Genomic DNA, 18,220 nt, shown 5'->3' with positions numbered 1-18,220 from the left:
CGCCATGGCGTACACAGGATGGGTCGCCGGACTCCGGACCACCGCAGCCCGCCTCAACGCGATCAGCGCAATCTGGACGCCGTACACGCCCACCTGGACGTCCTCGACCGGCGCCGCGGTCTCTCTCGGCAATGGCACTCTCGACGGCGAGTACGCGCTGGACGGCGGCCTCTGCCACGTCAGGGCCTCGCTGGTGGGCGGGAGCACTACAACGTGGGGTGGCGGCCAGTTCAGGTTCGCGCTGCCCTTCGCGTGTGCTTCGCTGGCCAGCTCCAGCATGTCGTACGTCGGTAGCGCCCTGGCCCTCGACCCCGGCGGCGCCTACTACCCGGGGGTCTCGCGCGTCCTGTCCGGCGACAGCTTCGCCATGGCCCTGTCGTCGACCGCCGCGAGCGGCGCGACGCCGGGCGAGTGGAACGCCACTCGACCCTTCACCTGGGGCAACACGGACAACTTGTCCATCTGCCTCGTGTACAAGCCTGCGTAGCCACCCCGCCACCCACCGCCCCGAGCCTGATGGCCCGGGGCTTTTGTCATGTCTTGGAGGTGTCATGGCCTGGTACCCAGGCGCCGAGAAAATGGAGCTCCAACCGGAGTCCGATTCCCAGCCCGCAATTCGACCGACGCAGTTCATCATGCACTCCGTCGCAGCCCCGTGGGACGAGAATCGGATCTACGCCTACTGGCGCGATTCGACGAACCTCGAAAGTCACTTCGGCCTCGACTACGACGGCTCACTCGGCCAGTACATCGGCACCCAGACCAGGGCTGATGCCAACTACCGAGCCAACCTTCGGCCGGACGGCACCGGCGCGGTATCGATCGAGACTGCCTCGAACGACGACGCCACCGACCCGTGGACACCGGAGCAGGTCGAGCAGCTGATCCGGCTCGGCGTGTGGCTCCACCAGGAACACGGCCTCCCGCTGCGGGTGTGCCAGACCGCCGACGACCCCGGATACGGCCACCACCGGCTGCACACGGCATGGGCCGTGTCCGGCACGGACTGCCCCGGCGACGCCCGCGTGCAGCAGTTCAAAAAGATCGTCTTCCCGGGCATCGTCGCCCGCGCGACCGGCGCCCCCGACCCGTCCCAGGAGGACGACATGGCAACCCCGAACGAGCTCTGGTCCTACAAGGGCACCGGCGAACCCATCGACGCGTACGGCTACCTGGTCACCGCGAGCAAGCGGGTGGCCGTCCTGTCCGACCAGGTGGCCGCGCTGACCACGAAGGTCGCCGCGTTGGAGACCACGGGCCTCACCCCGGAGCAGGTCGCCGCCATCGCCAACGCCGTCGCGGACGTTCAGGCCGCACGCCTCACCAACTAGGAGACCTCCATGACCAGCCCGTTCCCGCCCGTCGATTCCATCCTCAAGACCGGCGCCACGTACGCCAAGGACGTCGCCGAGCGCACCATCTGGACGTTCGCCGCAGCCACCGGCGGCCTCCTCGTCGCGTCCGGTCCGGCCGATATGCTCCACGGCTCCTTCTGGCAGTCCGTTGGCACGGCCGGCATCGTCGCCGCGGGCACCTTCGTCAAGGGGCTCCTGGCCCGGCTGGTCGGTGACCCGAACAGCGCGTCGACCGCCAAGGGGGTCTAGTGACCACCCCCGATCCGGGCGTCTACATCAGCTCCGCACAGATGTATGGGGAGGTGAGGGGGCTGACGCAGACCGTAGGGCGGATCGAGTCCAAGCTCGACGGCATCCTCGACGACACGAAAGACCTCCGCCGTGACTTCGCGGATCACGAGACGCGGATTCGCACCCTGGAGCGGTCCCGCTGGCCCCTGCCCACCCTTGGCGTCCTCGCCGGGGTCGGCGGAGCCGTGACCGGGGCACTCGCCCTCTTGGCCCGGTAGGAGGACACCATGTCGACCAGGCGCACCGTCACCGGCAGCGTGGCGGACATCTTCACTGACCTCGGCGCCCCGGTGACCGTCACCCTGGCATGCCTGCCGCGCCGCTGGACCGACGAGACCGGCAACCGGCTGCTCGTCGGCCCGGACCATCCAGTCACCGTCACGGCCGGCGCGTGGTCGGCGTCGCTGATCCCCACGGACGCGGCAGGGATCGAGCCCGCGACGGGCCGCTACTACCGGATCACGGAGTCCCTTGCCGGGGTTCCGGTCCGGGTCCGGACGTTCGCGGTCCCAACGGGCGACGGTTCACCGCTCGACATCCTCGACCTCGTCGTCGCCGACCCGGGGCTCCCGGGCTACGTGCGGGGTGCTGCAGGTCCGGTCGGGCCTGCGGGGGCTCCGGGAGCGAACGGCGCACCCGGCGCTGCAGGAGCCCCGGGAGCGAAGGGCGACACGGGCGATACGGGGCCGCAGGGGATCCAGGGCATTCAAGGCCTGCAGGGCACCGCAGGCACTGCCGGAGCCGCGGGGGCGACGGGCCCTCAGGGCGCGATCGGTGCGTCCGGAACGGTCGTCACGACCAGCGGGGCCACCATCACTGACGGCACCATCACTGATCTGCCCTCGTCCACGCCGTGGATCATCGTGCAGACGAGCGCGGGCACGCCGCTCCAGTGCACCATCCCCGCAGCAGTCGGCGACCGCATCGACGTCGACCTCGCCATGATGTACAACGGCGCCCACTTCATGGACGTCGCCCTACTCACCAGCGGCGGGGCTGTCTCCATCTACGGCGGCTCCGGCACGAGCACACCGCTGGCCGAGGGCGCGCCATGGCTGTACCCGAGCACCAGCTTTTCGAAGGTGACGAGCCAGTTCTTCGTGGTGCAAGCAGGCCACATCGACGGCTCCGGAAACATCACCGTGGCCCTCGTCCACAGTGGCACCGCCGCCGGCCGGGTCTACGCCAACACCGTCTATCCGTGGCGGATGAGGCTCTGGAACTTCGGCGCGGTGAACGGTTCGGCCGCTGGCTCTTGGCTGCCGCGCCCGTCGGAGCAGGGGCTCATCACGTGGACTGGCGACCCCAACGATGCCGGGCATGTGACGGCGCAGAGCAGCGCGGGTGTCGCGGGCCGGATCACGTTGGTCAAGATCCCGATCCGGGAGCAGGTCACCGTCGCGAACATCTGGTTGGGCCTGTCCGGTGTCGACGCGGGCGCCTCGCTGAGCAACTGCTACCTCGGCCTGTACGACAGCACAGGAGCCCTGAAGGGTGTCACTGCGGACATCTCCTCGTTGCTGATGTCGGGCGCTACGGCCAAGGCCCTGCCGCTCGCCACGCCGTTCGTTGCGGCACCCGGCAACTACTACATCGCGATGCTGCTCGGCAACGGCTCCACCTGGACGACCAACTCGCTCACCTTCAAGGCCACCGGGGCCGGGATCTCGGTGAACGCGAACCTGACGGCGCCGAACCTCCGCTACTCCACGATCCTCACCGGACAGACGTCGTTGCCGTCGAGCCTGACGCTATCGAGCCAGGCAACCAGCACGATCAACACCGGCTGGGGATCCCAGTGGTACGCCCTCTCTGGACCCTAGGCAGCACGATGCCCCCTCTCGCCTACGGGCGGGAGGGGGCGCTTTCGTGCGTTCGGCCCCGTGGATAGGCTGCTCGCATGACGATTCGCGCTGTGGTGTTCGATGTCGGTGAGTGCCTCGTGGACGAGACCCGGGAGTACGGCACCTGGGCCGACTGGCTCGGCGTCCCCCGACACACCTTCGCCGCGATGTTCGGCGCCGTGATCGCACAGGGCCGCGACTACCGCGAGGTCTTCGAGCCCTTCAAGCCCGGCTTCGACCTGACGGCCGAGCGGGAAGCACGTGCTGCCGCTGGCCTCCCGGAGTGGTTCGGCGAGAACGACCTCTACTCGGACGTCCGCCCGGCGCTCGCGCAGCTCCGCGCGGACGGCCTGTGGCTGGGCATCGCCGGGAACCAGACCGTTCGGGCGGGCGGTCTGCTCCGCGAGCTGTTCACGAAGGATGTCGACCTGATCGGTACCTCGGACGACTGGGGCGCGAGCAAGCCGGATCCGGAGTTCTTCGAGCGGGTCGCCGCCGTCGTCCCGGCCGCCCCCGGCGAGATCCTCTACGTCGGCGACCGCGTCGACAACGACCTCCGCCCCGGCGCCGCCGCGGGCATGCACACCGCGCTCATCCGCCGGGGCCCGTGGGCCACGATCCAGTGGAACACCGCCGAGGCCCTCGAACTGCCAACGTTCCGCGTCGAGAGCCTCGCCGAACTGTCCCCTCGGATCACCGAGTTCAACAGGCGAGAGCGCTGACGACGGCACCCCAGCCGTAGAGACGATCATCGAGGTCGCGGACGTACTGCTCGTGTTCCCACGGAGCGAGTGCGCGCCGCACCTCGCGGACCCGCTCCAGCCCGGTGGCGTACCAGTGCGTCTCCAGCAGCTCCAGCGCGCGAAGCGCGTACCGCGCCGCGTCCTCCGGGCGTCCGGCGGCGGCCTCGACCGCTCCGAGGTCTCCGAGGATGACGGTGCGCTGCTTGTCGGCGTCCTCCGGAAGCTCGTCGAGGACGTGGAGCAGCGTCTCGCGGGCCTGCGGCAGGTGCCCGGCTGTGAGCTGGGTATTGCCCTTGAACGCGGCAAGCCGGACGGGGCTGAACCAATCCATCCACTCGGGGGTGGGGCCTGCGTCGTCCTCGACGACGGTCTCACCGTGGGCGATGAGGTTGAGGGCGGCTCGCGTGTCCCCGCAGCGGGTGGCGCATTCGGCCTCGACGGCATCGAGCCAGGCCACGAACTGGCCGCTGGCTTGGCCGCGCCGGGCGTAGGTGCGGGCCGCGACCATGCGCTCTGTGGCGGCGGAACACTGCCCAGACCATCCGGGGATGAACGCCATGTGCGCCAGGATCGCGGCGCCGAGCAGCGTGTCGTCGGCCTCGCCCGCGGCTTGGAGAGCACGGACCCACGTGTCGCCGGCCCGGGTGGGCTCGCGGAGGTCGAAGAACTCGATCCGGCCTGCCAGGAGCCAGCTCTCCGAGAGAGCCACGGCGAGGGTCTGACGCGTTCTGCCGGTAGTCGCGTCGAGGAGCTGGCCGCCGAGGGTGGCATGTGCTGCAACGGCCGGGTGCAGGACCGACGGGGTGACGGTCCAGTACAGCCGTCGGTGTGCCCGGGTGACCGCAAGGAAGTCGGAACCGGCGGTGGCTGGTTGTGGTGCGCTCGAGGCGCGCAGCGGTCCGCGGTTCGCAGGGGCGATAAGGCTGGTGCTGGTCTGCGGTCCGGTACCGGGCGGCACGTTGAACCCGAGCTCGTCGAGGGGGCGGCCGAGCAGGTCGACGAGTGCCTGCCGCACGTCGGTCTGCGGCAGGGGCGGGTTCTCGGCTTCGTAGCGGCGGGCCTGCCGTAGGCCGATGTGGATCCCGCGGGCGGCGAGGGCGTCGACGAGTTCCTGCTGGGTCCGGTAGCCGGCGGCCTGGCGGGCCGCCCGGAAGCGCGCGTTGCCGGTGGGTCGGGTCATTCCAACTCCCGTAGTGGGTAGGTGTCCTGACCTACTGTCTCAGGACGCCCTCTTGACTGCCATGGTTCACCAGAATGGGGGCAGCAAAGCCCTATTTGAGGACCCAGAAAGGCCGCTCTGAAGTCCTAGCAATAGGACTTTCCTAGGTCCATGGTGTCTCTCACCACCCGTTGACGACGGTAGGGAGTGACCCGTGACCAGCCCGACCCACAGCTGCGCCCGCGGCGTATGGAACCTCGACACCCCGGACGATCCCCGTATGGGCATGGCTGAGGTGGTCGAGCCGAGCGCTGATCTCCTTGACCGGGCGCAGGCCGGCTGGGCGCGATTCACCAGCACGGATGGAGACGAGTCCGATGGCTAAGCCGGGAGAGCACCTGGCCCACCCGCTCCTGAACCAGCGGGTCCGCGATATTGCCTCCGGTACGGAGGGCCAGCTCATGGCCGTCGTGTATGAGGAGGTCCGCCGCGTCTATGGCGACCCCCAGTACGCGCCAATCGCATACATCCGAATGAAGTCCGGTCTGGAGCTGTCGACCTCGGAACGCAACGTCGAGGCCACCGGATGACCGGGCTTCCGCAGCAGCTCTGCTACGTGCTGATCGTGCTCGGCATCCTCGCCGTGATCGTCGTCGGCACCACCTGACCCGCACCTTCCTGCACATGACCTAGGGGAGAAGCATGTCCAGTCCCGTACCGAACCCTGTCCCGCCGCCGTGCATCAGCCAGCCCGGCAACCCGCAGCCGTCCGGCGTCCTGACGGCCACCGCCCCCGCAAGCGCGCGGGCTCTGCTCAGCGATGCCGAGTTCAACGGCGTCATGCACACCGTCCTGGATAACAACCCCGGCATGGCCATGGACCTCGCCTCCCGCATCGTTGTCGACGCGCTGGCGTTCCTCGCCACGGCCGCCCGGACCCCGGCGGGTCTCGTACCGTCCCGTGTCGTGGACGAGGGCTGGCACGCGCTCGTACTCCACACCGCCCTCTACCAGTCGCTGTGCTTCCGACTCTGCGGCGGCTTCATCCACCACCTGCCGGAGCGGCCCGACCCCACCAACCGCTCACACAGCTCCGTCGAGCGCACCGTCGCCGCGATCGAGGCCGCGGGCTACAGCGTCGACGCGGACCTGTGGCGCGGCCCGGAGGACACCCTCGTCACCGTCGCCGCTTCCTGCCGTCACTCGGACGACGGCGGCCCGATCGTCATCATCCCCAAGCCCAAGGGCTGAGTAGGCTGCCGCCATGAACGAGTGGATCGACCCCCGGTACGCCGACCTTGTCGAGGCCCTGCACGAGGCATTGCGCGCTCAGGACCCGACCCGGCAAGGACCTGCGCCGGTCCGCGGGTTCGTCGTGGCGGAGCCTGACGAGAGCTGATCTGAGAACCGCCCCGGCCGACAGTTCCCCCTCCGGCCGGGGCTACTCCCGGACGAGGTGCGCGAGCGGTACGCCGATGGCGTCCGCGATGAGGATGAGCGTGTCGAGGAGCGGGCTCGCCTGGCCCTGCTCGATACGGACGTACGTTGCCCGGTCCATGTCGCCAGCTTGCTCGGCCACGAACTGCTGTGTCAGCTTCCTGTCCGTCCGGGCCTGTCGAATCTGTTCGCCGATGCGTCGTCGTCTGGCGAGGACGTGAGCGGGTACAGGGTGGGCACGGGACACCCGTACACGCTGACGTGATCATGAACTGATGTATGTAGGGTGCACCCTACATCGACTCATCTCCCGCAAATGTGGGCATCAGCCTGCACACCAGACCGGCCCTCCCAGTCCTGCCCCCCAGGCGGCGGGAGCGGCCAGCGGGGCCCCCGCCTGCCAGCGGGGGCCCTGCTTCATTTCCACGCGACCTGCACAGAATTCGGGTCCCAATACCCGCCACCGGGCTGCCGGCCCCGGCGGGCCCGGTTGATGGTCACGGTCATCAGATACGAGATCACCGCCCGCTTCCGAGACAGATCCAGCCCGTTCCACGCTTCCTCAACGTCCTCCGCCGTGAGCAGGGCGGCCACCGGATTCACCTTGACCGCACGCGACAGCACCTCTTCCGCTGCGGCAATCCGCTGCCGCGCAGCCTCGGACGCCAGAGTCCACGACCGCATATCCAGCTCTCCACGCCCCAGAGCGCCCGCCAAGCCGTCCAGGGTGAACCGTGCCTGCCTCCGGTCCTCCTGGGCGCCCCGTACATCCACAGGGTCCTCACGGGTCGCCAGAAGGTCTGCTGCATCAGGGAGGGAGAGCCGGTCAAGCACGGCGAGTTGAACGACATCGTCTACGAGGTCTCGCCGACGGCTCACGTGCTTCTGCGACCGGCACCGGTAGTTGAGCATCCGTTCCCGATCGGGGTGGTTGCCGCTGCCGTCCGTGGACGAAATCACGCTCTTGCCGCAGGTCCCGCACACGTAGAGGCCCGTACCGAGGGCAACCCTGGCGTTCCCGGCTGGCCCGATCTTGCGGCTCGGGTCCTTGAGCATGGCGACAACACTCCGCCATGTCGGCTCGTCCAGCGCGGCAGGCCACTGGGCCGGCCCCACCTCCTCACCCCTGTGTACGACGATGCCCGCGTTGCGGGGGCGTAGGAGCATCTTGCGGATCTCGGAGGCACTCCACTGCCCGCCGGTACTCGTGAGGGCTTCACGGGCCCGCAGATCCCGCTGAATGGAGTACAGGGAGGCTCCGGCGAGAACGCTGCGTGCAGCGTGCTGGATGCACTCCACCTCGGCAGGGATGGGCGTCATACCGTCGACCTCCCAGCCGAAGGGCCGTCGGCCGCCGAAGTGCTTACCCATTTGCGCCATCTGATCCCGGGCGCGCTTCTGTCTTTCGACCATCCGCTCGACCTCGTACCGAGCCTGCACTCCGAGCTGCCGGGCGATCATCCGTCCGGTGGCAGTGGTGAGGTCTAGGTGGCCCGCCTTGACCGTGCGCGTCTCGACGCGCCGCGGCTCGCAGATGTCGATGTACCGCTCGAGCTCGGCAGGCGACCGGTGGAGGCGGTCCGTGTGCCAGGCGATGACGCACTCGCCAGCGCCCGCCTCGAGCCCTTGGAGCATCCGGATGTAGTCCGGGCGTGGCTTGCCCGAGTAGGCCGAGAGGTCGTTGTCTTCGAAGACTTCGACGACGCGGTACTCGGTGTCGCTGTTGCTGAGCTGTTCGGCCAGTGCGTAGCCGTCTTCGATCTGGCGGTCACAGCCGAGTCCGGCGCCCTCGCGGTCCGAGCTGATGCGGGCGTAGAGGTAGCAGCGGACTACGCGGCGCCCTGTCGGGCCGGTGTTCTGTGACTCCATGCCTCTATGCTCGCACTTTAATTCCGTCTTTCGTGGGCCTTTGCTAGGTCGAAGGCCCACTAAAGGCAGTTTTAAATCTCGGGGTGCGCCCGCACCTCTTCGACCGGATCCATCGGGTTGTAGAGGACAGCCATGCCGACCTGAGTCGCGTGGGCGAGGTGATCGGTGAGTTCCTTGGCGAGCTGCTCGCTGCCGTGGTCCGGGTGGACGGCGAGGACCGTCTTACCGCGAAGCTGAATGGGGATCATGGCGTAGCCGTCCGGTACGAGCGCGGAGACGACTACTTCAGCTTCCACTGGGCGCGGACGCTCCCGATGGGTGTACTCACTGTCAGCCATGCGACCCCCTTGGCGCTGCCTGCGTCACAAACCGCGCACAAGTTCGAATGCGAGCGCGCAAATGCAGACTATCGGACCTAACGCGCCCCCAGGCGGTGCCGCCAATGGTGTCGCATTGAACGGCTTCTGACTACACCGAGCATATGAAAACTACAGAGCGTGTTCAGCCCGCTGGTGGCATATGCCTCGATGTCTATTCCTGTCGGGTGAACGATTCAATGAGTCGCTGAAGCTGCTCACGCTGGGTAGGCGTCAGCGGCGCAAGGCTGTCGACGAGCGCACGCGCCTCACCCGACGCGGACCACTCAACGTCGACACCGAAGAACTCGGCGCCAGCGGCGTCCTGCACTTTCCCAAGCGGCACGTCGAGGCCGACGGCCAGTCCCCGCAGCATCGGGTAGTCCGGGATCTGCACCGGGAGGTCGGTCGCGAGGCGGTGAAGCCAGGAGGATTTCACGGTCTGCTCGCCGGTTTCCGGGTCGATGCAGCGCGCGGCGAGCTTGTCGTAGCTCAGCCCGAGAGTGTTCTTGCGGTCGCGCGCGAGGTCTCTCAGCTGGCTTCGCCCCGCCGCAGGGGAACGATCTTGTGCAGCCATGAGGGTCATCCTGCCACTCCGAGTCATGTCATGGGCCGTGGGGTGTCCATGCGACCAGTGAGGCGGTCCACCTATCCCCCCAAGTGGCGGGGGGTCTGCCATCCCACTCGCCGGACAGAGTGTCCATGCAGTGCAGCGGCGCACGCTAGGGCGCAAAGCAGAGTTTGGCCAAATTCACACGCCACACCCAAGAGGCTGGACGTGACGTCCAAGCTATGCAATGCTTCATCCATCCAAGCAGTGCAACAATTCACTGCACGAGGTGGACGCATAGATGTCTGACCACAAGCCCATTCCGCTCTTCCGACTCGTCGACCGAGACCTCCTGGCCAAGCTCATGGAACGCACCGGCACCGGCGCCGCAGTTACCGGCCGCGAGCTCGCCACGAAGGCCGACGTTTCACACAGCACCATCGGCAACCTACTGACAGGCGAGCAGGAAGCAGTCTTCTACCCGACCGCCTGCGAGATCGCATCGGCCATCGGCGTAGATGTCCTGATCCTGTTCACCCCCACGGGGCGAGCTACCCGCCACTCGGGCCGCTCCCGGCTGCGAGTGCCGGCGTGACCGCCACTTTCAGCCGCACAGCCGCCCAGCAGCGCCTCGGCCCCGCCGCAGTGCAGGCCATCCGCGAACTCGTGGCTGCGGCTCCGCCGCTCAGCCCCGACACCCGGGCCCAGATTCAGTCGCTCTTCGACACCGCACGGCCTGCCACCGGTCCGGCTGGCCTGCCCATCGCCGCCTGACCCCATGAAAACGGGGCCGCCCGGACGGCTAGGTCCGAGACAGCCCCGGCATTCCTCACCAACACCGAGAAGACGAGGAACACCATGAACCACCAGCCTACCGTCACCGGCCTCCCCGGCCAGAGCGGCATCACGCACCACATTCCCGTCCCGCTCCCGGCCCCGCCGGTCGAGCTGTACAGGGACCTGCGTGGCTTCGTGTGGCGGCTCGTCGAGGACGGCCAGGACGGCCGCCTCTTCGTCCCGGAGCAGGTGAACCCCGCCAACTGCCCGCGGATGGTGTGGGCCCGCGAGGACGAACTCGCCGAGGTCGTCGGCCCGCTGGTCCGCCTGGAGCGTGCGGCGTGAACACCCAGTCGATCGGCAGCGCGTCCCGTGTGATCTGCGAGGCCATGGGCCGCCCGAACGCGGTCCCGGCGACGATCGCTGTGGCGCTGGACGCGAACGGGCTGCTGAACACCGTGGAGACGGCCGCCGAGTTGGTGGCGCTGCGGGACCGGGTGGCCGAGCTGGAGGCCCTGGAACCCGCCACGTACCAGACGTGCCCCACCTGCCACGCGGCGTACCGGTACGGCACACCGTGCAGTACCTGCGCATTCCAGGCCCAGGTGGCCGCTGCCCGGAACTCGATCGCCACCGAGTTCCCGCACGTGGCCGCGCTCCTCGCCGAGGACCCGCACGACGGGCCCCTCCACCACGACTACCGCCTCGGCCACGACCTCCCGGAGACCTCCTGATGAGCAACCTGCCCGTTGACGGCCCGTACCGGATCGGCGTCACGCCTCTGCCCGGCGGCGCCCGCATCGACATCAACCACTACCTCACCACGGTGCTCGTCTCCCTTGCCGAGCTGGCCGCCGAGGACGGCAAACAGCTCCTCCACCAGCTCCAGGACATCGCCGCCGCACACGCCGCCTCGTCGGGCGCCGACTCCCACGGCGCCCACGAGCGGGACACGCTCGTCGAGCAGCTGCTCACCGAGGTCGGCCACGAGTGCGCCATGAGCGTCTACGGCGCCGGGGTGTCTCGGCTCGCGTCGGCTCTGCTCGTCGCCGGACGCCGGTCGGTACCGAGGCAGCGGGGTGCCGCGTGAACGCCCTCAACCGTATTCGCTGCGAGCCCAGCATCAAGGCCCTGCCGAACCGGTGGCGGCCCGTCTACATCCAGCAGGACGGGGAGCCGGATGGCATCGCCCCAGTCTGCTCCGACGAGGACCACGAGGACGCCGACGCGGACGGCGGCGTGTACGGATGCTGCCCGGAACCGCTCATCGAGGTCCCGGACCCGCACCTCGCCGAGTACCTGGCCGCGCTCCTGAACGCGGACCGAGGTGACCGATGAACGCGGCCGCGCCGGCCCCGGCCGATACCCGACTGCCCGTGCTTCGCACCGCGGCCGCGGAATGGCTCGGGCAGTGGACGACCCGCCGCGTGCAGCACCTGTACGCCGCGCACTTCGGGCCCGGCCCATGGCGCCAAGCCGCCCGCGAGGACCTCGCGGAGCTGCACCGGCAAACGCTGCTGCACCTCCACGACGAGGACCCGGGGCGCCGCTTCTACACCGTGAACACGTACGGAGGCATCTGATGTTCATCCGCCGCAGCACCTACCAGCGGCTCGTCGCCCGCGCCGAGGCCTACAGCCAGGCCTACGTGGACGCGCGCCGGGCCGGGGTGGCGAAGTGATCGCGACCGGCAGCGACGAGTACGGCGAGCAGCTGGCCGCGCGCATCGGCCAGCTCATCATCGACGCGGACAAGAACTCCGGCCGCAGCCGTCAGCGGGCGATCGGCCCCTCCGAGGTCGGCGAGCCGTGCGAACGCCAGCTCACCTACAAGATCCTCGACTGGCCCGAGACCAACACCAACCGCGACCCCATCGCCGCGATCATCGGCACCGGATTCCACATGTGGATGGCCGAGAAGTTCGAAGCCCGCCAGACGCCCATGCCCGACGGGCAGCCCCGGTACCGCATCGAGGAACGCGTCACCGTGCGCCAAGGACACACCGAGGCCGCCACACTCACCGGCAGCTCGGACCTGTTCGACCGGCTCGCCCTGCTCAACAACGACTGGAAGCTCGTCGGCAAGAGCAGCCACGACAAGTACCGGCGGCAGGGCCCCGGCGAGAAGTACCGCGTCCAAGCCCATCTCTACGGCCTCGGCCAGGAGAACGCCGGACACCGGCCCACCCGCGTCGCCGTGACGTTCATCGGCCGACACCACGAGCTGATGGTCCACGTGTGGTCCGAGCCCTACGACCGCAGCATCGCCGAAGCCGCGCTCGCCCGCCTCGACCGGATCCGCGACACCGCGGCCGGACTGGAGCTCGACCACCACCCCGAGAACTGGCGGCTCATCCCCATCCCCAACAAGCCGAACTGCCGGTTCTGCCCCTGGCTCAAGCCCGGCAGCGACGACCTCGCCGCCGGATGCCCTGGACAGCCCAGCACCAACCCGGGCGCCTCGCTTGAGGCCTTGATCGCATGACCGCCCGGTTCGTGCGCCAGCGCCGCTGCGTCATCTGCGACCACCGCGTCCACGCCGTGCCCGACCGGCGGCCGCCCGCGCAGTGGGACTCGCGATGCGACGAAGGGTGCGAGTGCACAACCGCCTACTGCCAGCCGTACCGGGTCTACACGGACGGCACCACCGATCGACGGGACATGGGCCCGTTCGGCACCAGCAACCAGCAGGAGCAGAAGCAGATGACGACACCGCAGCAGTACCAGGCCCCCTCCGCTGACGACTTCCTCATGGGCGGAGGCGGCGCCCCCAGCGCCAAGTTCCCCACCCCGGGAACCAGCCTCACGGGCCGAATCACCGAGCGGCCCACAGTCGAGCAGCAGCGCGACATCAAGGACGGCACGCCCAAGTTCTGGTCCGACGGCAACCCCATGAACCAGCTCGTCATCACGGTCCAGACCGACCAGCGCGACCGTGAGATTGAGGAGGACGACGGCCGGCGGCGGCTGTTCGTCAAGGGCCAGCTCAAGAACGCGGTCGCCGACGCGGTCCGTGGGGCCGGAGCCCGCGGCCTGGAAGTCGGCGGGATCCTCACCGTGACCTACACCCACGACGGCCAGGCCACACAGCGCGGGTTCTCCCCGCCGAAGCAGTACACCGCGCAGTACGTCGCCGCAGTCGCCGCTGAGCTGCACGCACTGGACCCCGGCACCGTGCCCACGCCTCCCCAGCAGTACACGGCGCCGCCAGTGGCCGCACCCGCGCCGCAGTACACGGTGCCCGTCCCGGCCCCCGTTCAGCAGCCCGCGTCGGTGGCCGCAGCGCTCAGCCCGGAGCAGCTCGCCAACCCGGCCATCGCCGCGCTCCTCGCCCAGCAGGCCGCACAGCAGGCGCAGGCCGCGACCACTCCGCCGCCGTTCTAGCCGCCGTTCGGGGCTGCGCGACCACCGCTCCGCAGCCCCGAACGGACCAACCCGCCTCGGACCCGGCGTGACGCCGCCGAATCGACTCCGGCCCGAGGCACTGCACCCGACACCGCACCACGGCACGAGGAGCCATCTTGAGCGACACCGCACCCGACATGCTCGCCGCAGCCCTTGCGCTGCACGCGGCTGGCTGCTCGGTGGTCGCCGTCCGCACCGACGGCTCCAAGAGACCTCAGGGCGACTGGAAGCGGGCGCAGACTGAGCGGGCCTCGGAAGGCCTCGTCCGCTCCTGGTTCACCGGTGGCCACCCCGGAGTCGGTGTCGTCTGCGGCGCCGTGTCCGGCGGCCTGGAGATGCTGGAGCTGGAGGGCCGCGCCGTCGACGAGGGCGTCCTCACGCAGCTCGTCGACATCCTCGCCAACTCCGGCATGGCCGAGCTGTGGCAGCGCATCGCCACCGGCTGGCTGGAGCGCTCCCCCTCCGGCGGCCTCCACCTCCACTACCTCGTCACCGGCGGCGCCCCGGGCAACACCAAGCTCGCCAGCCGCCTGGCACGCGAGGACGAGCTCACCGACGACGAGCGGGACGTCCTCGTCCGGCACCCCCGCAAGAGGCTCCTGCGCGGCCTCGTCGAAACCCGCGGCGAGGGCGGCTTCGTCGTCACCGCGCCCAGCCATGGCACCGTCCACGCGACCGACCGACCCTACGAACTCCTCGCCGGGGGCCCGGCCACACTGCCGACCATCACCGCCGACGAGCACCGAGCGCTGCACGCGGTGTGCCGGATGCTCGACACCGTCCCGACCGACGAACACCTTGATCACTTTCCCGCTACCGCGAAAGTGATCACCGAGCCCCTCGACGAGGCCGCCGCGTTCCTCTTCGGTAGCAGCCCGGCCGGAACCGGGGCCAGCGGACTCACCCCCGGGGACGATTTCGAGCAGCGCGCCAGCTGGACCGACATCCTCACCCCGCACGGCTGGCGCCTCATGTTCGTCTCCGGCAGCACCTCCTATTGGCAGCGCCCCGGGAAGGACGGCCGGGAACCTTCGGCGACCACCGGCCGTGCCATGGACCGCGACCGGCTGTACGTCTTCACCACCTCGACCGAGTTCGTTGCCGAGCGCCCCTACACGAAGTTTGGCGCCTACGCCCTCCTCAACCACGGCGGCCAGCACTCCGACGCCGCACGCGAGCTCCGCCGTCAGGGCTACGGTGCGCCCGCACCCGAGCCCGTACGCCACCTCACTGCAGTCCCCAACCCCCGGCCCTCGATCGACGGCACGGCCGCACTCAACGTGGTCCAGCACCCAGCCACCGAGATCGGGCCCGAGACCTACACGCGGACCGACGACGGGAACGCTCTGCGCCTCGTCGACCTCCACGAGCAGGAGGTCCGCTACGTGCCGCAGCGCGGCCGCTGGCTCCGCTGGGACGGACACCGGTGGGCATGGGACGAAGCCGGGGCCGTCCGCGAAATGGCCCGAGCCATTGCCCGCGACCTCCCCAACGGCGAGGGCGAGGCCAAACACCGCGCGCGCTCCCTCTCCACCGCAGGCATCGCCGCAATGGTCACCATGGCGCAGACCGACCCCCGCATCGTCGTCCACGCGGGCCAGCTCGACGCGCACCGCATGCTGCTGAACACCCCGAACGGCGCCGTCAACCTCAAGACCGGCACACTGTCCGCCCCCGACCCGGACGAGATGCACACCCGCGCCACCCGCGTCGCCCCCGACGAGACCATGGCCACCCCGAAGTGGGACCGGTTCCTCGCGCAGACCTTCGGCGACGACCAGGAACTCCGCGGCTACGTCCAGCGCATGGCCGGGTACGCGGCGTCCGGGTCCGTGCGCTGGCACATCCTTCCCTTCCTGCACGGCCCCGGCGGCAACGGCAAAGGCGTGTTCCTCAACGTGCTCCGCTCCGTCCTCGGCGACTACGCGGCCACCGCCCCGAACGCATTCCTCATGGCCGGGGCCCAGCGCCACGAAACGGAGATCGCCCGGCTCCACGGGCTGCGCCTCGTCATCGCGTCCGAGGTCAACCAGGAGGCCAAGTTCGACGAGGCCAAGGTCAAGGAGCTCACCGGCGGCGACGGCCTCACCGCACGCTTCATGCGACAGGACCACTTCACCTTCGAGCCCACACACAAGCTGTTCCTGATGGGCAACCACCAGCCCCGCGTCTCCGCCGGCGGCAAAAGCTTCTGGCGGCGCCTGCGGCTGATGCCCTTCACCCGCACCCCGAGCGAGGTGATCGAAGACCTCGACCTCATGCTCATCGCCGAGGAAGCCCCCGGGATCCTCGCGTGGATCGTCGCCGGAGCCGCCGAGGTGTTCCGCGACGGCCTACAGGACCCAGCCTCGGTCACCGCGGCGACCGCGCAGTACGCCGAGGAGGAAGACGCGCTCGCCCGCTTCCTCACCGAAGCCTGCTCCGTCGGCGGCGGCGCGCACGTCCGCACACTCACCGACCGGTTCCGGAAGGCGTATGAGCAGTGGTGCCGCGTGGAGGGCGAGGAGCCCATCGCCGCACGGCAGCTCGGCCGCGAACTGCGCCGGTTCGAAATCGTCCGCAAGCCCAGCAACGGCAAGTACGCGTACATCAACGTTGCACTCAACGCGCCCTCCGCTGACGAGGAGGACGACGAATGATCACCCTTCAAGTGCCATCACAGTGCCGTTGCAGTGCCATCAAAGTGCCGTTGAAAGTGCCGTTGAAATCAGTACGTCTTTGCAGCTCACAGACGTGCAGTGCCATCAGTGCCGTTGAAAACAGCTATCCAGCTCCGTACGCACACAAGAGCATTGATGCTCAGAAACTGGCACTAACGGCACTGACGGCACTGCCACCCCGGATGACCTGCGGAAACAGCAGTGCCATCAACGGCACTGCAACGGCACTGCCCTCCGGCGGCACCCGATGACCCATCCCGGCGTCGCCGCAAAGATCGCAGCCTCCGCAGACCACGCGATCGAACGCACCTGCCCGCGCTGCAGCGCCCTGATCCTCACCGCGTGGGCCGGCCGTACTGCGGCCCTCCACGTGGTCGCCGACGCGGAACCCATCGACCTCGCCACGGAAATCCAGGCCCGCATGACCGGCCGGCTCACCTGGCGGCTGCTCACCAGCACCCTCGGCGTCCGCCGCATCGTCTGGCGCGACCCACTCACCGTGCCCCACCACCAACACCCCGTACTCCGAGACCACCGCTGCCCCCCGCAGCCAGTACAGGAGGCCCTGCTGTGACCCGACACTTCGCCATCCACCTCCCAGCAGGGATGGCCCTGCTCAACGCAAACCAGCGCCCGCACCACGCGGTCAAGGCGAAGCTCACCGCGGCCATCCGCGGCGCTGCGATGGAGGCCTGCTCCGAGGACCCGACGATGCACGCCGCGTTGGCACAGGCCAACCCCGGGCCCGTGCTGCAGCGCGCCTACATCCTCGGAGTGCTCCACCCTCCGTCGCGCCGCCGCGCCGACCCGGCCAACTGGTATCCGAGCTTCAAAGCCGCAGTCGACGGGCTCGTCGATGCAGGGGTGCTGGAGGACGACGACCACACCCACCTTGTCGGCCCCGACATGCGCATCGGCCCCGTGGTCAAGGGCGGCCGCATCAGCCTGCACATCCAGGAAGTCGACACCGTCACGTTCGCCGCGTTCCAGTGGAGGACCGCATCATGATCAACGACGAGTGGACGCGCCACGACAACCCCCGGCCCTGCACCAACGACCCGGAGCTGTGGTTCTCCACGAGGTCCGAGGACAAGCGGAAGGCCCGCGAGTTCTGCGCTGGCTGCCCGTTGCTCCAGCCGTGCCGGGACTACGCGCTCGCCACCCGCCCGACACACGGAATGTGGGGCGGCCTCACCGCGAAGACCCTCCGACCCGGGGCAGTACCGGTCACCCCGCGGCGCGACAGCAAGACGCCTGTGGACTGCGACAGCCCTACCTCGTACGCGCAGCACCGGCGTCGCGGCGAAGTCTGCGAGCCATGCCAGGCCAAGCGTGCCGCGCAGGTTGAGAGCAGCCGCCGAGCCCGGTTGGAGCGCGAGCACACCCTCCACGGCGGCTCGATGACCGGCTACAACGCACACGTCGCCCTCGGCGAACAGCCCTGCCTGCTCTGCCGCGCAGTCAACGCACGCCGCCTCGCCGCACGCCGCGCCGCGCTCCGATCCCCTCAGACCGGCCGCAGCCGCGCCGACGCCGCCTGAAAGGCCCGCCATGCCCGAGACACGCGAGACCTATGGCCACGAACCCACCCTCAGCTTCATCGACGGCCGAGCCCTCGCCAACATCTGCCCCCGCTGCCACACCACCACCACGCACTACGACGAGGCCTACCAACCCACCCGCTACACCCGCCCCGTCCGCTGGCCCTGCGGCACCGCTGTGCTCCTCGGCCTCACAGAACCCCCAGACGCCGCCTGACCGGCTCACATCCGGTT

General features: G+C 69.3%; 29 protein-coding genes. 24 read left to right on the top strand and 5 right to left on the bottom strand.

Annotation, left to right across the window (positions count from 1 at the left end):
• The first annotated feature begins 4 nt into the window (after positions 1-4).
• The 6 genes from AC3IYJ_RS28990 (at position 5) to AC3IYJ_RS28965 (ending at position 4,212) form a co-directional block, all read left to right on the top strand.
• Entirely contained in the window at positions 5-487 is a 483-nt protein-coding gene (locus AC3IYJ_RS28990) for a hypothetical protein (protein ID WP_489397473.1), read from the top strand.
• Between the two features lie 64 nt (positions 488-551).
• On the top strand, positions 552-1,331 hold the full coding sequence (locus AC3IYJ_RS28985) for a peptidoglycan recognition protein family protein (protein WP_489397472.1): 780 nt from the start codon (positions 552-554) through the stop codon (positions 1,329-1,331).
• A gap of 9 nt (positions 1,332-1,340) precedes the next feature.
• On the top strand, positions 1,341-1,604 hold the full coding sequence (locus tag AC3IYJ_RS28980) for a hypothetical protein (protein WP_489397471.1): 264 nt from the start codon (positions 1,341-1,343) through the stop codon (positions 1,602-1,604).
• A complete protein-coding gene (locus AC3IYJ_RS28975; protein ID WP_489397470.1) occupies positions 1,604-1,864 on the top strand; it encodes a hypothetical protein in 261 nt (86 codons plus the stop codon). The genes AC3IYJ_RS28980 and AC3IYJ_RS28975 overlap by 1 nt, the downstream gene beginning before the upstream one ends.
• 9 nt (positions 1,865-1,873) lie before the next feature.
• On the top strand, positions 1,874-3,469 hold the full coding sequence (locus AC3IYJ_RS28970; RefSeq protein WP_489397469.1) for a hypothetical protein: 1,596 nt from the start codon (positions 1,874-1,876) through the stop codon (positions 3,467-3,469).
• A 77-nt stretch (positions 3,470-3,546) separates the two neighbouring features.
• Positions 3,547-4,212: an HAD family hydrolase gene (locus AC3IYJ_RS28965; protein WP_489397468.1), complete on the top strand. Its 666-nt coding sequence runs from the start codon at positions 3,547-3,549 to the stop codon at positions 4,210-4,212.
• Here AC3IYJ_RS28965 and AC3IYJ_RS28960 read toward each other — a convergent pair.
• Positions 4,193-5,413, bottom strand: coding sequence for an NsdA family TPR-like regulatory protein (locus AC3IYJ_RS28960; RefSeq protein WP_489397467.1), 1,221 nt, complete (start codon positions 5,411-5,413; stop codon positions 4,193-4,195). The two genes, AC3IYJ_RS28965 and AC3IYJ_RS28960, sit on opposite strands and share 20 nt — an antisense overlap.
• A gap of 193 nt (positions 5,414-5,606) precedes the next feature.
• Between AC3IYJ_RS28960 and AC3IYJ_RS28955 the strand changes: the two genes are divergently transcribed.
• From AC3IYJ_RS28955 to AC3IYJ_RS28940, 4 genes are all read left to right on the top strand, one after another.
• Positions 5,607-5,777: a hypothetical protein gene (locus AC3IYJ_RS28955; protein WP_489397466.1), complete on the top strand. Its 171-nt coding sequence runs from the start codon at positions 5,607-5,609 to the stop codon at positions 5,775-5,777.
• The gene (locus tag AC3IYJ_RS28950; protein ID WP_489397465.1) at positions 5,770-5,982 is read left to right on the top strand and encodes a hypothetical protein; all 213 of its coding nucleotides are present in this window, start codon (positions 5,770-5,772) and stop codon (positions 5,980-5,982) included. Before AC3IYJ_RS28955 ends, AC3IYJ_RS28950 begins: the two co-directional genes overlap by 8 nt.
• A gap of 112 nt (positions 5,983-6,094) precedes the next feature.
• Positions 6,095-6,643, top strand: coding sequence for a glycine-rich domain-containing protein (locus tag AC3IYJ_RS28945; RefSeq protein ID WP_489397464.1), 549 nt, complete (start codon positions 6,095-6,097; stop codon positions 6,641-6,643).
• 13 nt (positions 6,644-6,656) lie between these two features.
• Positions 6,657-6,791, top strand: a complete 135-nt coding sequence (locus tag AC3IYJ_RS28940; protein WP_489397463.1) for a hypothetical protein — start codon at positions 6,657-6,659, stop codon at positions 6,789-6,791.
• Positions 6,792-6,833: 42 nt separating this feature from the next.
• Here the strand turns inward: AC3IYJ_RS28940 and AC3IYJ_RS28935 are convergent, their stop codons facing one another.
• The 4 genes from AC3IYJ_RS28935 to AC3IYJ_RS28920 form a co-directional block, all read right to left on the bottom strand.
• Complete coding sequence (locus AC3IYJ_RS28935) at positions 6,834-7,076, bottom strand: helix-turn-helix domain-containing protein (protein ID WP_489397462.1); 243 nt, start codon at positions 7,074-7,076, stop codon at positions 6,834-6,836.
• 170 nt (positions 7,077-7,246) lie between these two features.
• Positions 7,247-8,698, bottom strand: a complete 1,452-nt coding sequence (locus tag AC3IYJ_RS28930; protein WP_489397461.1) for a recombinase family protein — start codon at positions 8,696-8,698, stop codon at positions 7,247-7,249.
• Between the two features lie 71 nt (positions 8,699-8,769).
• Positions 8,770-9,036, bottom strand: coding sequence for a hypothetical protein (locus tag AC3IYJ_RS28925; protein WP_489397523.1), 267 nt, complete (start codon positions 9,034-9,036; stop codon positions 8,770-8,772).
• Between the two features lie 193 nt (positions 9,037-9,229).
• On the bottom strand, positions 9,230-9,631 hold the full coding sequence (locus tag AC3IYJ_RS28920) for a hypothetical protein (protein WP_489397522.1): 402 nt from the start codon (positions 9,629-9,631) through the stop codon (positions 9,230-9,232).
• 274 nt (positions 9,632-9,905) lie between these two features.
• On the opposite strand from AC3IYJ_RS28920, the gene AC3IYJ_RS28915 reads away from it, so the two are divergent.
• From AC3IYJ_RS28915 to AC3IYJ_RS28850, 14 genes are all read left to right on the top strand, one after another.
• On the top strand, positions 9,906-10,199 hold the full coding sequence (locus AC3IYJ_RS28915) for a helix-turn-helix domain-containing protein (RefSeq protein ID WP_489397521.1): 294 nt from the start codon (positions 9,906-9,908) through the stop codon (positions 10,197-10,199).
• A complete protein-coding gene (locus tag AC3IYJ_RS28910; protein WP_489397520.1) occupies positions 10,196-10,378 on the top strand; it encodes a hypothetical protein in 183 nt (60 codons plus the stop codon). Before AC3IYJ_RS28915 ends, AC3IYJ_RS28910 begins: the two co-directional genes overlap by 4 nt.
• 84 nt (positions 10,379-10,462) lie before the next feature.
• Entirely contained in the window at positions 10,463-10,726 is a 264-nt protein-coding gene (locus AC3IYJ_RS28905) for a hypothetical protein (protein WP_489397519.1), read from the top strand.
• Positions 10,723-11,115, top strand: a complete 393-nt coding sequence (locus tag AC3IYJ_RS28900; protein WP_489397518.1) for a hypothetical protein — start codon at positions 10,723-10,725, stop codon at positions 11,113-11,115. The genes AC3IYJ_RS28905 and AC3IYJ_RS28900 overlap by 4 nt, the downstream gene beginning before the upstream one ends.
• A complete protein-coding gene (locus tag AC3IYJ_RS28895) occupies positions 11,115-11,471 on the top strand; it encodes a hypothetical protein (RefSeq protein ID WP_489397517.1) in 357 nt (118 codons plus the stop codon). The genes AC3IYJ_RS28900 and AC3IYJ_RS28895 overlap by 1 nt, the downstream gene beginning before the upstream one ends.
• Positions 11,468-11,719, top strand: a complete 252-nt coding sequence (locus tag AC3IYJ_RS28890; RefSeq protein ID WP_489397516.1) for a hypothetical protein — start codon at positions 11,468-11,470, stop codon at positions 11,717-11,719. The genes AC3IYJ_RS28895 and AC3IYJ_RS28890 overlap by 4 nt, the downstream gene beginning before the upstream one ends.
• Positions 11,716-11,964 (top strand): hypothetical protein, encoded by a 249-nt coding sequence (locus tag AC3IYJ_RS28885; protein ID WP_489397515.1) that lies wholly within the window; start codon positions 11,716-11,718, stop codon positions 11,962-11,964. The genes AC3IYJ_RS28890 and AC3IYJ_RS28885 overlap by 4 nt, the downstream gene beginning before the upstream one ends.
• Positions 11,965-12,058: 94 nt before the next feature.
• On the top strand, positions 12,059-12,865 hold the full coding sequence (locus AC3IYJ_RS28880; RefSeq protein ID WP_489397514.1) for a PD-(D/E)XK nuclease family protein: 807 nt from the start codon (positions 12,059-12,061) through the stop codon (positions 12,863-12,865).
• On the top strand, positions 12,862-13,764 hold the full coding sequence (locus tag AC3IYJ_RS28875) for a hypothetical protein (RefSeq protein ID WP_489397513.1): 903 nt from the start codon (positions 12,862-12,864) through the stop codon (positions 13,762-13,764). Before AC3IYJ_RS28880 ends, AC3IYJ_RS28875 begins: the two co-directional genes overlap by 4 nt.
• 137 nt (positions 13,765-13,901) lie before the next feature.
• On the top strand, positions 13,902-16,424 hold the full coding sequence (locus AC3IYJ_RS28870; protein ID WP_489397512.1) for a phage/plasmid primase, P4 family: 2,523 nt from the start codon (positions 13,902-13,904) through the stop codon (positions 16,422-16,424).
• Between the two features lie 268 nt (positions 16,425-16,692).
• Positions 16,693-17,019 carry a hypothetical protein gene (locus AC3IYJ_RS28865; RefSeq protein WP_489397511.1) on the top strand — a complete coding sequence of 109 codons (327 nt, stop codon included), beginning with the start codon at positions 16,693-16,695 and terminating at the stop codon, positions 17,017-17,019.
• The gene (locus tag AC3IYJ_RS28860) at positions 17,016-17,453 is read left to right on the top strand and encodes a RusA family crossover junction endodeoxyribonuclease (protein ID WP_489397510.1); all 438 of its coding nucleotides are present in this window, start codon (positions 17,016-17,018) and stop codon (positions 17,451-17,453) included. The genes AC3IYJ_RS28865 and AC3IYJ_RS28860 overlap by 4 nt, the downstream gene beginning before the upstream one ends.
• A complete protein-coding gene (locus tag AC3IYJ_RS28855) occupies positions 17,450-17,986 on the top strand; it encodes a WhiB family transcriptional regulator (RefSeq protein WP_489397509.1) in 537 nt (178 codons plus the stop codon). The genes AC3IYJ_RS28860 and AC3IYJ_RS28855 overlap by 4 nt, the downstream gene beginning before the upstream one ends.
• Before the next feature lie 10 nt (positions 17,987-17,996).
• Positions 17,997-18,203, top strand: coding sequence for a hypothetical protein (locus AC3IYJ_RS28850; RefSeq protein WP_489397508.1), 207 nt, complete (start codon positions 17,997-17,999; stop codon positions 18,201-18,203).
• Positions 18,204-18,220 lie beyond the last annotated feature (17 nt).

This window comes from Streptomyces sp. GL_140, assembly GCF_057834465.1.
This window is presented reverse-complemented; position numbering and strand designations above follow the sequence as displayed.

What these genes read in the sequence shown, in the direction of transcription:
- AC3IYJ_RS28960 (WP_489397467.1), bottom strand. Translation starts at nt 5,413, where the DNA reads ATGACCCGACCCACCGGCAACGCGCGCTTCCGGGCGGCCCGCCAGGCC.
- AC3IYJ_RS28905 (WP_489397519.1), top strand. Translation starts at nt 10,463, where the DNA reads ATGAACCACCAGCCTACCGTCACCGGCCTCCCCGGCCAGAGCGGCATC.
- AC3IYJ_RS28990 (WP_489397473.1), top strand. Translation starts at nt 5, where the DNA reads ATGGCGTACACAGGATGGGTCGCCGGACTCCGGACCACCGCAGCCCGC.
- AC3IYJ_RS28945 (WP_489397464.1), top strand. Translation starts at nt 6,095, where the DNA reads ATGTCCAGTCCCGTACCGAACCCTGTCCCGCCGCCGTGCATCAGCCAG.
- AC3IYJ_RS28920 (WP_489397522.1), bottom strand. Translation starts at nt 9,631, where the DNA reads ATGGCTGCACAAGATCGTTCCCCTGCGGCGGGGCGAAGCCAGCTGAGA.
- AC3IYJ_RS28950 (WP_489397465.1), top strand. Translation starts at nt 5,770, where the DNA reads ATGGCTAAGCCGGGAGAGCACCTGGCCCACCCGCTCCTGAACCAGCGG.
- AC3IYJ_RS28865 (WP_489397511.1), top strand. Translation starts at nt 16,693, where the DNA reads ATGACCCATCCCGGCGTCGCCGCAAAGATCGCAGCCTCCGCAGACCAC.
- AC3IYJ_RS28930 (WP_489397461.1), bottom strand. Translation starts at nt 8,698, where the DNA reads ATGGAGTCACAGAACACCGGCCCGACAGGGCGCCGCGTAGTCCGCTGC.
- AC3IYJ_RS28965 (WP_489397468.1), top strand. Translation starts at nt 3,547, where the DNA reads ATGACGATTCGCGCTGTGGTGTTCGATGTCGGTGAGTGCCTCGTGGAC.
- AC3IYJ_RS28885 (WP_489397515.1), top strand. Translation starts at nt 11,716, where the DNA reads ATGAACGCGGCCGCGCCGGCCCCGGCCGATACCCGACTGCCCGTGCTT.
- AC3IYJ_RS28940 (WP_489397463.1), top strand. Translation starts at nt 6,657, where the DNA reads ATGAACGAGTGGATCGACCCCCGGTACGCCGACCTTGTCGAGGCCCTG.
- AC3IYJ_RS28980 (WP_489397471.1), top strand. Translation starts at nt 1,341, where the DNA reads ATGACCAGCCCGTTCCCGCCCGTCGATTCCATCCTCAAGACCGGCGCC.
- AC3IYJ_RS28895 (WP_489397517.1), top strand. Translation starts at nt 11,115, where the DNA reads ATGAGCAACCTGCCCGTTGACGGCCCGTACCGGATCGGCGTCACGCCT.
- AC3IYJ_RS28855 (WP_489397509.1), top strand. Translation starts at nt 17,450, where the DNA reads ATGATCAACGACGAGTGGACGCGCCACGACAACCCCCGGCCCTGCACC.
- AC3IYJ_RS28850 (WP_489397508.1), top strand. Translation starts at nt 17,997, where the DNA reads ATGCCCGAGACACGCGAGACCTATGGCCACGAACCCACCCTCAGCTTC.
- AC3IYJ_RS28970 (WP_489397469.1), top strand. Translation starts at nt 1,874, where the DNA reads ATGTCGACCAGGCGCACCGTCACCGGCAGCGTGGCGGACATCTTCACT.
- AC3IYJ_RS28925 (WP_489397523.1), bottom strand. Translation starts at nt 9,036, where the DNA reads ATGGCTGACAGTGAGTACACCCATCGGGAGCGTCCGCGCCCAGTGGAA.
- AC3IYJ_RS28915 (WP_489397521.1), top strand. Translation starts at nt 9,906, where the DNA reads ATGTCTGACCACAAGCCCATTCCGCTCTTCCGACTCGTCGACCGAGAC.
- AC3IYJ_RS28985 (WP_489397472.1), top strand. Translation starts at nt 552, where the DNA reads ATGGCCTGGTACCCAGGCGCCGAGAAAATGGAGCTCCAACCGGAGTCC.
- AC3IYJ_RS28875 (WP_489397513.1), top strand. Translation starts at nt 12,862, where the DNA reads ATGACCGCCCGGTTCGTGCGCCAGCGCCGCTGCGTCATCTGCGACCAC.